This is a genomic window from Marivirga sp. (assembly GCF_024636815.1).
Taxonomy (GTDB): domain Bacteria; phylum Bacteroidota; class Bacteroidia; order Cytophagales; family Cyclobacteriaceae; genus Marivirga.
Genome location: NZ_JAGXGF010000180.1, coordinates 1 through 13481, shown reverse-complemented (window position 1 = coordinate 13481; position 13481 = coordinate 1). Strand labels below are relative to the sequence as shown.

Below are 13481 nucleotides of genomic sequence, written 5' to 3'. Positions count from 1 at the left end.
GGTCTATCCAAGACATTAAAAGCCAATATTGAAGAAATAACTAAAGAGGTAGAAAATTATATTGCTAAAATAAATTAGCAAAAGGAAGCGGTCTTTTAGGCTCCCAAGCCTAAAATTTGTCAGCTTGTTTTGGAACGGAACAATAAATGATTGAATTGCAAGGCAAAGCTAGAAGAACAATTTGACAGCATATAAAAAACATATACAAAGAAGTGAATTCTAGCAGAGGTAAAATGGTTTTTGAAAATGAGAAAAGGTGACTCTGAAGAATGTAAAAGCTAAAAAGGCAAATTTATGATGGATCAAGACATCGCAGTCTATGGACTTAACCTCAAAGGAGATAAATGAAAGTGATGTGACTTTTCGGAAACCTTATTTTTTCTGACTCATCTCGATCAGACTCCGCGGAAACGCTGTTCTCTTTTCCTAAAGAGAAGGAAAAATTTTCTGCAATCATTTTAAATTGGTAATCGAAGTACCTATAAAATTCGGAAGTAATAACCTGAGTTTCTATGTTGATCTGGGGATTAAACCTTTGGAAAGTTTAAACTATCTGTTCGAAGCTTTTTATTTCAGTGTAGTAATTTTTGCGACTATTGGTTATAGAAACATTGTGCCTGAAACTACCCCTGCCAATATATTTTTGAGGAGGGAGATTGATCAAAGTTTTGTTTTGTTGTATTTAGATTATCTTTATGAAAAATTTATTTTTGCTTTTTTTTTAAACTAATCCAAAAAATATAATGAAGAAATTATTTACCACCGTCCTTTTGGCCTGCACAATGTTAATGTATGGCTGCGATGATTCAACCAATCCAAAAAACACAGTCACTGAAGTGCTGGATTTATTTGTCAACTCAGTTAATAATAAAAATTTACAACCCCTGGATTCTGTCTTCTCTTCACAAGCTAAAATATATGAACAAGGTTCAGTAGATGATTCTTGGGAACAATACAGAGATGGTCATTTGGGTAAAGAAATTGGAAAGATGAATGAAATGACATTCTCTATAGAAGTAGCCGAGTCCTTAGTCAATAAAGAGATGGCTTTAGTGAGAGGTAATTACTTGATTAAAGGGGAGATGCACGGCCAACAGATTAATTCTGCTGGATTAGTAACTCTTTCCATGCAGGTGGAAAGCAACATCTGGAAGATTGTTCATTTACAGTTTTCCAGAGGCTGCAAGAAGGCTGCTGAAGGTCATGATCATGCTGAGCCGGCAACCGAAAATGATGGCAAACCTAAAGCCAAGAGTCCAAAGACAGTAGCTATGGGAAATGCAGGAGATACACATATACACATTGATTATTCTTCTCCATCTGTGCGAGGGAGAACGATCTGGGGAGGTCTGGTTGAATATAACAAAGTATGGGCTACTGGAGCACACAGGGCAACAACCATCCATTTTTCAAATGATGTAGAAATTAAAAACGTAAAGGTGCCAACTGGAAAATATGGTTTTTTCACTATTCCGGGTGAAAACGAATGGACGTTGATCATCAACAAAAACTGGGATCAGCACATGAGCGATGACTATGACCCATCTCTGGATTTGGTTCGGATGAAAGTGAAGCCCGAAGAATTAGCAGAAAATCAGGAAACACTTACCTATACAGTGAAGGAAATGGGTGAATCAAAAGCCAAAGTAGCTATGGCATGGGAAAAGCTAAAGGTTTCTTTTGAGGTGAAATCGTTGTAAAATTGATCATCAGGAATGGCTTTTTCATAAAATGTCATTCCTGAACTTTACAAGTAAAAATTAATCCCTATGTTTACCTGACATTCATTATTTTTAAAGATTAATCGAATAGGTAAGTTGCTATTTGGTTAAATTAACCATTAAATCCAGTTGCTTTTGCTCCTTAAGAGCCGAATCCATATTCCCAACCGAATTCCCTTCAATCTAAACACAACCCAAAAATTTGCTTGAGGGTATGGCCCCTCAGACGCACAAACCTTCCCTCATAGCTTTTGCTTATTTTTTCTGTTAAGCAGATAATGAGGTAAAAAAGCAAAAGGAAGCGGTCTTTTAGGCTCCCAAGCCTAAAAATTGTTGTTTGATATACCAGCCGAACGGCCAGACACATCGGTGTACTGCACTTGAGCTATGGCAAAGGGTCTCGCCAACATTGCCTCAAATACCCACAAAAACTAATTTCTAACTACTATAACACACTGCTTATATTTGCATAAAAATTAGACTAATTGCAGGATTGATACGTTTAGGTGTTTATATTATAATTGGAATGAATCTTAACTAACTTTTCGAACAATTATTTTCAACCAAATAAAAATCTCATATGATAATTTATGTTAAAAACATGGCTTGCGAAAGCTGCAAAATTTTTGTTAAAGAAGCTTTAGAAGAACTCAAAATTTTGCCTTCAACAGTAGAATTGGGTGAAATAATAACCAGTTTGGATGTTTCTGATACTGATAAGACTGCACTAAATAAACTAATCAGAAAAGCGGGATTAGAATTATTAGAAAAAAAGCAAGGTGTTTTAATTGAGAAGATAAGAACTGTAGCCATTGACTACGTTTATAAGTCAGACAAAAAACCAAATCTCAAGTTTTCAGTATTGCTAAGTGAAGAATTAGATATGTCTTATAATTACTTATCTAATTTCTTTGCAGAAGTTCAAGCAACTACACTAGAACAATTTATCATTTCTTTAAAAATTGAGCGGATAAAAGAGTTGATTATTTTTGGTGAAGACACTTTTTCTGAAATCGCATATAAACTACATTACAGCAGTGTTGCTCATTTATCAACCCAGTTTAAAAAAGCTACGGGATTAACACCTTCCCACTTCAAAAAATTGAAAGAAAAAAGAAGAGTAACTATTCAAAATATGTAAGTTACTTAATGTCAAATTTTGTAAGTATTAAGACTACTTTAACATCTTTAGAATATAATCTATATGCAGCTTTTCTATGGCTACCTAAAATAGATCTAATCAGTTTAGCAAACCATAACATTTAGACGATTTAATAAAGACCATTCTAATAAACTTCCGTACCCTATTCCTTTAATTTATCTTAAATTTTTATAATTTTAGTTTATGTTTGAGGTGGACTTAGCCGTGATAATTAATGGCTAAGTGTACCTGTAGACTTAGCGAATCGTTAGTTGCAATTAAATCACCACTATGGCAAAAGAAATTGACTATTCTAAAATAGATATTAGAGAAATAGATATTGATAAAATTTCTCCTACTGGTTTTGTTACTCGCCACAAGTTAGATTTTGCTCTTAACAAGCTAAAAGAGATCAAAACAATTATTGATGAGCTTTTGGATTTAAGAGATCAAAATGACAATATTCCCTCAATGTTAAAGAGTAAAATCAGTGGCTTTGAGCAAAACATGAGGTCATTTATTCAAAATATTGTTAAGGAAGAATCTGGATCAGCAGATCAAATTGCACGACAAAAGGTTGGTTATCTTAGCAACATTGATAAGTATTATAATAATACATTCAATATTGATCAAAATAATAGCAATAAACTTCTTGAAGTTTATACAATTGTAAAGTCCTTAAACCACCAATCATCGAATAACTTATTTGATGAAAAACTTAAATCATTTAGAGAAGAATTTGAGCATCTAACGAAAGAGATAACTAATGAGAAGGAATCGATAATTAAGAATAGTGCAGAATCTGAAACAATTTTAAATGAACTCAAAAAGAAGACATCTGAGGAAACAGTTTCGGATTATGCATTGGTTTTTAAAAATGAAGCTACAAAAGCATCAAAACTTGCAAACAAGTGGCTAATTGCAGGGATTATTCTATCAACGATTTTCATTATCGGATTTATTCTTCTTAATGCTTCACCCTACTTAAATACCGAAGTTTTAGATGATCAAGGTAATTTAATTCGATATAGTATAAGTAATCTTGTGGCTAAAATTTTCCTAATTTCAATATTTGTTTTTCTCATAAGCTTTTCATTCAAGCAATATAGTGTGAACAAGCATCAAGAAACGCTTAGCAAACACCGTCAAAACGCATTGAATTCTTATAAACTTTTTACTCAATCAATTGTGGGAGAAGATGAAAATTCAAGAAATGCTTTAATGGTACAAGTTGCTAAGGCTATTTATGAGCAAACCCAATCGACTGGATTTATAAGTGATCGTAATCAATCTAATTCGCCTGGTATTGTGGAATTAACAAAGATAGTTGGATCAAGCACAAAGACTTCACAATAAAAGCAACTAACAAACACTAAAATGAATATGCGAATTGAGTCACTTGATATGACAATGAAAACCAGAAACTTCAGTGCGTCTAGCAACTGAGTCGTATACTCATTTTAGCTTAACGTTATAATGTTAAACTACAATCATTAACCATGAAAACCTATATTTTCATATTAACTGCATTTGTGATTTTTTCATGCAACGATAAATCTAAGGATACTGACCCGGAATTTTTAGTGGGTTTCAATTGGGAAATTGACGACTTAAATTATAAGACTGTACAGTTTACAAATAAATCCAAAAATGCAGACCGATTTTCATGGGATTTTGGAAATGGTGAAACTTCCAATCTAGTTGACCCTAAGTACACATATAAAACAGCCGGCCAATATGACGTCACTTTAACAGCATTTGGAGCAGATAATCTCGAGCGCTCTTTGACACAAACTATTACTTTAAATGATATTCCAACTCCACCATCATTTCATTTATCTGGAAATGAATCAAAGAAATGGAAATTGTATCGGGTAGATGCAGCAGCTTCATTAGGACCCGATTCTTCTCAGCCTAATAAGTGGTGGGAAGGTCTTTATAATGATGGATCCAGACCATGCCTTTATAAGCATGAATTCACTTTTTATGCAGATAACTCATTTGCTTTTGAGGATAATAATCAATTCTGGGGAGATTCACAGATTTGGAGCCCTGAAGATTCTGTTTATGAGACATGTTTTGAGCCGACTGAAAGTAACATGATAGTAAAAGGTTCAGACCTTTCAGCTTGGCTTAGTGGAAGTTATAGTTACGAATTTGACACCAGCGCAGAAATGATCATTCTCAGAGGAAAAGGGGCATGGATGGGTTTTCCATTTTTGGGCACAAATTCAAATCACGGCATAAACTTACCAGATTCTGTAGCTTTTAAAATCAATATAGAGCAGATGTCCAATTTCGACTTAATGACCATAAATTTTGACCATGGAGAAGATGGTTTCTGGACATCCAAATATGCGAGTTATGAGAACTGGAATGATGAACCAATGCTCATTGAGTAGGTTTAATACTTGACTCAAAAACATCAAGAAGCTTACCCTACTGGATTTGATTAGCTTATTGCTAAACTTCCAATTAACAACTCACCCCTGATTTGTCAAAGACAAATCTTTCCCTCTCTTTTCCAAAGAGAGGGAAAAATATAGTACCTCTTATACATTTTAGAATGATTGCCTAAGTATTATTCCCTTCTCTTCAAAAAAGAGAAGGGTGGTCCGCCACTGGTGGACAAGGCTAATCCCAACACTGGCCCGCTGTTTTGTCCTACTTCCCGCCCCCTTCGAGCAAGACCTGTCCCGAAAATCTGGATTTTATTCTGTTTCAAAGGTTTGTGTTATTAATCAAGAGGGGCGTACATAATTATCAAATTCAAGATTATCTAGACTCAATTGTGTACTTTATAATCCTTGGTTTCAGAAGGTATAAGAAAAATAAAATCCCTTGCTGTTTTGATCGAACATAGGGACAAAATTAATGTTTTCATTTTTCTTAAAAGGGTTAAAGTTTTTAAGTGGTTCTAAATAGTAAACCAGTTCAGTGGCTAATATACCTATGCCTGCCCCAACTAATACATCTGATATCCAATGCCGGTCATTTATCATTCTGAAAGCAGCAGTAGTGGTGGAAAAGAAATAACCGCTATAGGCTAAAACAGGAGCGCTATCTCTGAATTCATGCATTAAAACACTTGCATTGGTAAATGCAAAAGAGGTATGCCCTGAAGGAAAAGAATGCCTAGAAGATAAATCCGGTCTTGTTTTTAGGGTGGTCCTTTTTAAACCCTGTGTTATAACAGCAGTAATGATATTTGAAATTAGCAGGTATTTAGTTTGGTCAAACCAATGGTTTTTAGCTTCGACACCCAGGGCATCCGCAAGATACATTTCTGCAATGGGTGCGTACTGGAAATAATCATCAATTCTAAAATAAAAATCATTACCCACTTTTGATCTTATATCAAATCGCAAATCTTTTTCAAACTGACTGTTGTTGGCAATAATCCCCGCAGTTATCATGGATAAGGGTAGTATGGAGCTTTTTAAAAAGGTCCTCTTTGTGTTTAGAGAATCTGATTCTTTATCTGCAAACTCCTGAGCTTGAAGGCTGAAGATATTGAAGGAAAAAATGAGTATAAATATATATTTCATGCGTATTGCCTGTGGCTTAATTCAATTCCTTAGTAAGTAACGAATTCTTCTTTAAAAGTTGTTTTGCTTAGGGCCTCATATTCATCAAAAAGAAGGTTTATAACCATTTTATGAAATACTTTGCTGTAAACAATATTGAAACTATTGAATATAATAAGGATTACAAAAGTGATGATGAATATTTAAATGAAATTATCAACTTAACTTTAGCTTAAATGCTTATTTGTACAACTCCACCCAATCCGGGGTTTTTATTTTTTGCATTAATTTATCTACCTAAGGTTCTGTAATTAGATTAAATCCTTAAATTCATTACACTTTGACTAGTGTTATTTAAAATTTCACTCCATACTACAGACAATTATGAGAATCTATAGTAAATCTTATTTCAAGGGCGAAAAGTCGGATTTTGTTTATTTTGAGAATTGGGTAAAGCAATTACAGGGAAATAACGAAAGACAATATGAACGTTATGAAATAGAAACTTCACTTGGAACTACTCAGGTCTGGGGTCTCAATACAAAAGAAAAAGATTTTGAAACTTTAGTGATTTTTCCGGGAGCAAGAACCACTTCTTTAATTTGGGACTTTGATAAAGGACTGGATAATTTAAACTGCAAATTGAAAATCTATATGGTGGAGACGAATGGACTCCCTAACTTAAGTAATGGAGCTACTCCTGATATTAAATCTTTAGACTATTTAGACTATGGACATTGGGTGGTTGAAGTTTTTGACAAACTCAAAATTGAAAATGCATTTGTGGCAGGAGCCTCATTTGGTGGTTTAATTTGTATGAAACTCGGAATTGTTAAACCTGAAAAAATTAAATCTGTATTTCTACTGAATCCGGCTTGCTTGCAATTTTTTTCATTGAAATTTAAAAATCTTTATTATAACCTTCTTCCAATAATTAGCCCTAGCTCCAAAAATGTCTTGAAATTTCTTGACAATGCAATTTTTTCAAAGCCGAATCATCAATTATCTGAGTTTTCAGAAAAAATGCTGGTTGATTATGAGGTCTTTGCTATTAGCCGTTACAAAGATAAAGCGCAAAAGCCTTATTTTATGAATAAGCAACTTGCAGAAACCGAAGTTGAAATACATTTACTGTTGGGTAATAAAGATCTTTTATTCCCTACAAAGAAATCTATTCAGAATGCGAAACGACATTTGAAGAATATAAAAGAAATAAAAGTGTTTAATAATGTAGGTCACGGAATTGAAACATATGACAAAGCTCTTAACTATATTGGAGAAAAAATCAGAAGCTACCACTAGAAAGTATATTAACCAGTCTACATGAAAATAGTCAAGAAGATAATTAAATATGTTTTATATTTTTTACTAATCCCTATTGTCTATTTAGTGGTTTCTTTAATTCTAAGTAGCATCACAATTGATAGAGATCAAATCAGTGAAATCCCTGACAACACCATTTATTTAGCTACAAATGGTGTTCATTTAGATATCGTCTTTCCAAAAGAAAATTTAGATTCAATTTTACTTTCTGATTTAAAGCATAAATCATATGAAAATTATTTAGCGTTCGGATGGGGAGATGAGGAATTTTATTTGAATACACCAACTTGGGGAGATTTAACCTTTAAAAATGCTTTTAGCGCAGTGTTCTTAAAGGGATCCTCTTTGATTCATGTAACGCGTTATCAAAACAGAAAAAGCGATTGGATTGAAATTAAAATAACAGAATCCGAGCTCAAGAAATTAAACACCTATTTGTATGAGACTTTCACTTTAAACAGAAATGGAGAAATAATATTACTCAAAAACCAGGGATATACGTCAAAGGACGATTTCTATAGAGCAAATGGGAGTTATTCTTTTTACAAAACCTGTAACTCTTGGGTAAATACAGGATTTAAAAGAAGTGGATTGAAAGCTAGTTACTGGACTCCTTTTGATTTTGGGTTAATGAATAAATATAAATGAATCTTAAGTAATCGTAACTTTTCTCCAAAACTAAAACTGAATTTCTTAATAGCTCTCCATCACTACTAGGTCTGCAGGTGTTTTTAAGTTTAAATTCCTATGAATTTTCAGGAGGTTTTCCATACAAAAATTTGCTAGAAAACATGCAATCATCCGGCTCCGTCCGAACAAATAAATCATATGCTGATGCTAGCCGGATCAAAAGGCTTCTCCAGAAGTTTTCTCACATGTAAATGATCATTAGCACGTTGGATATCATTTGGATCCAATGTTGATGAAATCATAAAAATAGTAGTATTTTGTTTTACAGATTCAGGGAGTTCCTCGTATAAATTTAAAAATTCAAATCCGTTTAATTCCGGCATCTTAATATCTAGAAGAATACACATTCTCTCTTCAGGAATATTATTTTTTAACCACTCAATACCTTTATTGGCACTTTCAACATCAACGACTTCGTGATTTGAATACGATTCTTCAAGTAGAATTCGAGTAATTAATCTATCAGTTTCACTATCATCAATGATTAAAAACATATTTTATAACTAATTTAATAATTTGATTTGTAAAATAACACTATAATATTAAAGGCTGACTACATTTCAAGCTTGTCTACTTTCTGGTATTTCTACGGTAAATAAGGTCCCCTCTCCTAGTTCAGAGTCAACGTTAATATTGCCATTCAGTTTTTCTATAGTTTCTTTTACAATGTACAAGCCTACACCTGTTCCTTCAATATTATGTTTAGACATATAAAACATATCAAAGATTTTATATTTAGTTTCTTCAGCAATACCAATACCATTATCTTTACAGAAAATTGAATATTATTATCCTCTTTGATTACATTAATTTCAATAATGTGCTTTTCCTTATTCGGGTCTTTATATTTAATCGCATTGGAGATTAGATTACTTAGGATTATATCCAGTCTAAGCACATCTGTATAAATGTAATCAACCGATATATTCCTTTTTATAGAAGAGGAAGAGGTGAAATCATTCATATATTTCAACTGATTAACTATGTTATCAATTAAGGCTTTAACATCAACCTTTATTATATTTAGACCCCTTCGTTTATTCTTCGAGAACGAAATTATTTGTCTGATGAAATCATCTTGCTTGTCAAGGCTTTTTTCCATTAATAAGAAATACTGTTTAACTTTCTCTTGGTCTTTCGCAAGTTTTGCAACTTTAATCAATCCTTTTAGAGAGGTAATTGGTGCCCTTAAATCGTGAGATGCACTATATACAAATTTATCCAATTCCGTATTAGTGTTTTTGAGTTCCTTATTTCTTTCCAACAATCTTTCCTCAGAGTTGATTAGTCTGTTTATAATCCGCATTGAAAAAATACTGGCACCACCCACAATGGCAATGATCAATATGGTATTGGCCCATAAAATAAGGTCTCGTAATCTTCGCGAAGTATCTCCCAGGCTTTTAAGAAACTCAGTTTCCTCAATTGTTATTTGTATGCCTTGTTCATATATCCGTTGTTGTAATATTTCTTTATTTGAATCATTTAAAGTACCGTTTAATATTTTCGATCGTATGTCATTGCCCAGTTTATGTAGTCGGATTAAAACGGAATCTGCATTGGTCCAGCTTTTGAGAGGATCTTGAACAAATTGCATTTGCTGGAAGGTAGAGAACAGCCAAACCATGTCCTCTACATCATCAGGATGGTTTTTACCTTCTATTAATTTCTTTTCTGCTTCTTCCCTATTTCCATTTAACAAGGCTATTCTGGCCTCTCTATCACGCAAAGGGATATTAAGATTTTCTTGAAAAGATTTCCAATATTGTTCGTTTTGAGTATCAATGTACATCAGCAAATAACGTGAAGCATCCTTCTGACCCTTAGAATAATAGGATTCGCCATGGATGTAAGCACGAACTCCGGAAAGCACTCGAATGGTATAATAATTCATGAAAAGCAAAGAACCACTCACAATGAATACTATCAATAACATATAGCCATTTGATTTTGCAGCAGCGAGCCATTTTTTAATTCTTTGTGAAAACTTATACCCCATCATATATCTAAAACTTTTTTGCAAAAGCTAACATTTAAAAAGGGTGGAAGAATAATTAAGTAATCCATAAATAAATATAATTAATAATATAGTTTTCCCAAAAAAAGTAATTAATCATAACTTTTTGAATTTATTGATGAAGATCATTACCTAATGAGAAGTGGAATGCTATTGGTAACGGCCAGGGCAGCATTAAAGTATCAAAATATACATGAAGATAACGGGAGTCTACTACCGCTTTAGCTAATTAAAGCAGTACTCATGATCTAGAATAAATTAAGCATAACCACATTCTGGTAAAATAATTTAAATCTGCGTTTAATATCTAATATACTCACTTTCACAACAACAGTGAACTTTATATTTCGAAAGAAAAACCAATTTAGTCTGCAATAAATCAAGATTGATCGAATTTGATTTAAATTTAGAAACTTCATGACCTAACTTTAAGTAGTAATTAATAGGTGTATCAGTATCATCAAACTGAATTTAATGTCACCTCCTCATCATCCATCATTTTTTTATACTTTAAAGATGATGATCTATGAAAATTTTATTGGTAGAAGACAATGAGATAGATGTTGTACTCACCACAGCTTATTTGGAAGAAGCTTACTCTGATTTAACCTTAGACATTGTCAATAATGGGGCTGATGCAATAGATTTAATATTACAACAGCATGAATTTTCCCATTGTGAAGAGCCTGATTTAGTACTTTTAGATTTGAATTTACCTAAAATAGATGGACTAGAGGTTTTACAGATCGTAAAAAATACTCAAGAAAAAAGACATATTCCTATTATCATTTTAACCACTTCAGTATTAAAATCAGATAAAAAATTCGCCTTGCATAACGGTGCCCTTGCTTTTTTTGAAAAACCATTGGATGTAGAGCAATTGAAAAAAAACATCAGCAATAATAGTATTTTAACGAAGGATTGATTTTGTTGCCTGCTTTTATATAATTTCATATCATGAAAGCAGCTACATTGGCAGAAATTAAAAAGGAATTAAAACATAAATCAGAAGAGGAACTCTTATCCTATTGTTTAAATTTATCCAGGTTTAAAAAAGAGAATAAAGAGCTTTTGACCTATTTATTATTTGAGGCTTCAAATGAAGAAGGGTACATTCAATCAGTTAAAAATGAAATTGATCTTCAATTCTCCGATATCAATAATCAGAATTACTATTGGATGAAAAAAACGATCCGAAAAGTTTTAAGGCTCACCAAGAAATATATTCGATATTCAAAAAAGAAATCTACTGAAGTAGAATTGTTAATCTATTTTGCTCATAAAATGCTTTCATTGACTCCCTCCATAACAGAAAATACAACTTTGAATAATTTATACGAAAGACTGATCATTTCTATCCGCAAAACCATAGCCAAAATGGAAGAAGATTTGCAGTATGATTATAATCTTCAGCTAGAGGATTTGTTGAATGAAAAAAGCTGATACCACTAATATTGATTCCATAAGATTACAGAATGGATTAAAACCACTAGAAGACTATCTTAACTATTTTGGAATGAGCAGGTGGAAATAATTAAGCTTCAAGATTTTTCTCAAAAACAATATTAAAAAAAATATAACGTTTATTGTATAGTTTAATATTTAAAGAACCAAAATGAAAAAAGCTTTACCTATCCTCCTTTTACTTCTAATTCTTTTTTCTTGCAATGAAAAATATGGCTATAAATACAATTCTGCTACCATACCCAGTAGTCCGGTAAATCTGGAATTTGCTAATTCAGAATACGATGATTACAATCAAAGCGCCCCTGGCACAGGAGATGCTTTTACGGTATATTTCTCCTCGAACAGACGTTCAGGAGGTGGAGATTATGACATTATATATAAACTTATAGCTCTATATTTCTCTTATTCATCTGGTGAATTTACAATAGGTGAAGATAAGGATGCAAATGCAAATTCGGAAGATATAGATTTAAAAAATGCGCTAGGAAAAATTAATACACCATTTAATGAATTGGGGCCCTATTTGAGCCGAAAAATTTATGGTGAACATGAAAGATTTTTTATGTATGCCAATGATGAAGCAGGCAACTTTGATGTAAAATTCACCCATAATGCAATGAATCATGAATATGATTCAATCGCCCCTATTTCCTATTTAAACTCTACTTTTGATGATTATTACCCTACGTTAAACAAAGATAGCAGTCAAATATATTGGTGCAGTAATCGAAATGGGCAATTTGATATCTTCAATGTTGAGCTGGATAATTCACTAGACCTGCTTGATAGACTCTATGATAATTCTAAAAAAACAATCCGTTCAATTGATGCACTCAATTCATCCTCAGATGATAAATGCCCTTTCATTTTGGAAGATTATATGGTATTTGCTTCTGATAGACAGGGTGGTTTCGGAGGCTTTGATCTTTATTATTCTGAAAAAATAAATGGTGAATGGTCGGAGCCTAAAAATTTTGGGGCTAAGATCAATTCTGAATATGATGAGTACCGTCCCATCATTCGCTCTCAAGAAAATGAATTCACCAATGACTTGATGTTATTTTCGTCTAACCGCCCCGTTGGACTTGGTGGATTTGACCTTTATTATGTTGGGATTGATAGAATTAAATAAACTTAAGACAAGTTCTGATAGATACTCTCTAATATTCTTTTAAACTCTTGAAAATCTTTTTCTGACAAATTATCCCAAGCCTTCATCCTGATTTTTTGCACTTCAGGAAGACATTCTTCCACCATAGATTTCCCCTCAGCTGTTAAGGCAATCATAAAGCTTCTTCTATCAGCCGGATGAGGCTTACGTTCGATCAACTCCTTGGTTTTCAATAAGTCTATTATACGGGTCATGGTAGGATGATCTTTGAAAGTGTTTGTTGCCAATTCCCTTTGGTTCACTTCTCCTTTATCATACAATTGCTTTAAAACAGCCCATTGGTCAATCGTGATGGTCCAGCCCAATTCCCTGAATCTTTGCTTAGCGTACTGTTTGACCCTACGGGCAGTTTTATCCAGTAAAAATGAATATCGGCTATATTTCTCGGCTTCTTGCATTTATAATTATTAGTATAGCAACAAAT

The 13481-nt window shown here is 32.9% G+C and carries 15 protein-coding genes; 10 read left to right on the top strand and 5 right to left on the bottom strand.

Going from position 1 to position 13481, the window contains the following annotated elements; all coding sequences use genetic code 11:
• The first annotated feature begins 463 nt into the window (after positions 1 to 463).
• The 5 genes from Q0L29_RS13220 to Q0L29_RS13200 all read left to right on the top strand — a co-directional run bounded on the left by Q0L29_RS13220 (position 464) and on the right by Q0L29_RS13200 (position 5264).
• Positions 464 to 730, top strand: a complete 267-nt coding sequence (locus Q0L29_RS13220; RefSeq protein ID WP_367275789.1) for an ion channel — start codon at positions 464 to 466, stop codon at positions 728 to 730.
• A 13-nt stretch (positions 731 to 743) separates the two neighbouring features.
• Entirely contained in the window at positions 744 to 1700 is a 957-nt protein-coding gene (locus Q0L29_RS13215) for a DUF2911 domain-containing protein (RefSeq protein WP_296622396.1), read from the top strand.
• Positions 1701 to 2322: 622 nt separating this feature from the next.
• On the top strand, positions 2323 to 2862 hold the full coding sequence (locus Q0L29_RS13210; protein ID WP_296622395.1) for an AraC family transcriptional regulator: 540 nt from the start codon (positions 2323 to 2325) through the stop codon (positions 2860 to 2862).
• Positions 2863 to 3153: 291 nt separating this feature from the next.
• Entirely contained in the window at positions 3154 to 4218 is a 1065-nt protein-coding gene (locus Q0L29_RS13205; protein ID WP_296622394.1) for a hypothetical protein, read from the top strand.
• 143 nt (positions 4219 to 4361) lie between these two features.
• On the top strand, positions 4362 to 5264 hold the full coding sequence (locus Q0L29_RS13200) for a PKD domain-containing protein (RefSeq protein ID WP_296622393.1): 903 nt from the start codon (positions 4362 to 4364) through the stop codon (positions 5262 to 5264).
• A gap of 411 nt (positions 5265 to 5675) precedes the next feature.
• Here the strand turns inward: Q0L29_RS13200 and Q0L29_RS13195 are convergent, their stop codons facing one another.
• Positions 5676 to 6410 (bottom strand): phosphatase PAP2 family protein, encoded by a 735-nt coding sequence (locus Q0L29_RS13195; protein ID WP_296622392.1) that lies wholly within the window; start codon positions 6408 to 6410, stop codon positions 5676 to 5678.
• 363 nt (positions 6411 to 6773) lie between these two features.
• Here Q0L29_RS13195 and Q0L29_RS13190 point away from each other — a divergent pair, with 363 nt between their 5' ends.
• Together Q0L29_RS13190 and Q0L29_RS13185 are read left to right on the top strand one after the other, a co-directional pair.
• Positions 6774 to 7691: an alpha/beta fold hydrolase gene (locus Q0L29_RS13190; RefSeq protein ID WP_296622391.1), complete on the top strand. Its 918-nt coding sequence runs from the start codon at positions 6774 to 6776 to the stop codon at positions 7689 to 7691.
• A gap of 21 nt (positions 7692 to 7712) precedes the next feature.
• Complete coding sequence (locus Q0L29_RS13185; protein WP_296622390.1) at positions 7713 to 8360, top strand: DUF2459 domain-containing protein; 648 nt, start codon at positions 7713 to 7715, stop codon at positions 8358 to 8360.
• A gap of 176 nt (positions 8361 to 8536) precedes the next feature.
• Here Q0L29_RS13185 and Q0L29_RS13180 read toward each other — a convergent pair whose 3' ends face one another.
• The 3 genes from Q0L29_RS13180 to Q0L29_RS13170 form a co-directional block, all read right to left on the bottom strand.
• Positions 8537 to 8896: a response regulator gene (locus Q0L29_RS13180; protein WP_296622389.1), complete on the bottom strand. Its 360-nt coding sequence runs from the start codon at positions 8894 to 8896 to the stop codon at positions 8537 to 8539.
• A gap of 66 nt (positions 8897 to 8962) precedes the next feature.
• Complete coding sequence (locus Q0L29_RS13175) at positions 8963 to 9121, bottom strand: ATP-binding protein (RefSeq protein WP_296622388.1); 159 nt, start codon at positions 9119 to 9121, stop codon at positions 8963 to 8965.
• Entirely contained in the window at positions 9079 to 10425 is a 1347-nt protein-coding gene (locus tag Q0L29_RS13170; RefSeq protein ID WP_296622387.1) for a histidine kinase dimerization/phospho-acceptor domain-containing protein, read from the bottom strand. The genes Q0L29_RS13175 and Q0L29_RS13170 overlap by 43 nt, the downstream gene beginning before the upstream one ends.
• Positions 10426 to 10945: 520 nt before the next feature.
• Here Q0L29_RS13170 and Q0L29_RS13165 point away from each other — a divergent pair.
• The 3 genes from Q0L29_RS13165 (at position 10946) to Q0L29_RS13155 (ending at position 13018) form a co-directional block, all read left to right on the top strand.
• Positions 10946 to 11344, top strand: a complete 399-nt coding sequence (locus Q0L29_RS13165) for a response regulator (RefSeq protein ID WP_296622386.1) — start codon at positions 10946 to 10948, stop codon at positions 11342 to 11344.
• 32 nt (positions 11345 to 11376) lie between these two features.
• The gene (locus Q0L29_RS13160; RefSeq protein WP_296622385.1) at positions 11377 to 11862 is read left to right on the top strand and encodes a hypothetical protein; all 486 of its coding nucleotides are present in this window, start codon (positions 11377 to 11379) and stop codon (positions 11860 to 11862) included.
• A gap of 172 nt (positions 11863 to 12034) precedes the next feature.
• Positions 12035 to 13018 (top strand): hypothetical protein, encoded by a 984-nt coding sequence (locus Q0L29_RS13155; protein ID WP_296622384.1) that lies wholly within the window; start codon positions 12035 to 12037, stop codon positions 13016 to 13018.
• A gap of 2 nt (positions 13019 to 13020) precedes the next feature.
• Here Q0L29_RS13155 and Q0L29_RS13150 read toward each other — a convergent pair whose 3' ends face one another.
• Positions 13021 to 13455 carry a MarR family winged helix-turn-helix transcriptional regulator gene (locus Q0L29_RS13150; protein WP_296622383.1) on the bottom strand — a complete coding sequence of 145 codons (435 nt, stop codon included), beginning with the start codon at positions 13453 to 13455 and terminating at the stop codon, positions 13021 to 13023.
• Positions 13456 to 13481: the final 26 nt, after the last annotated feature.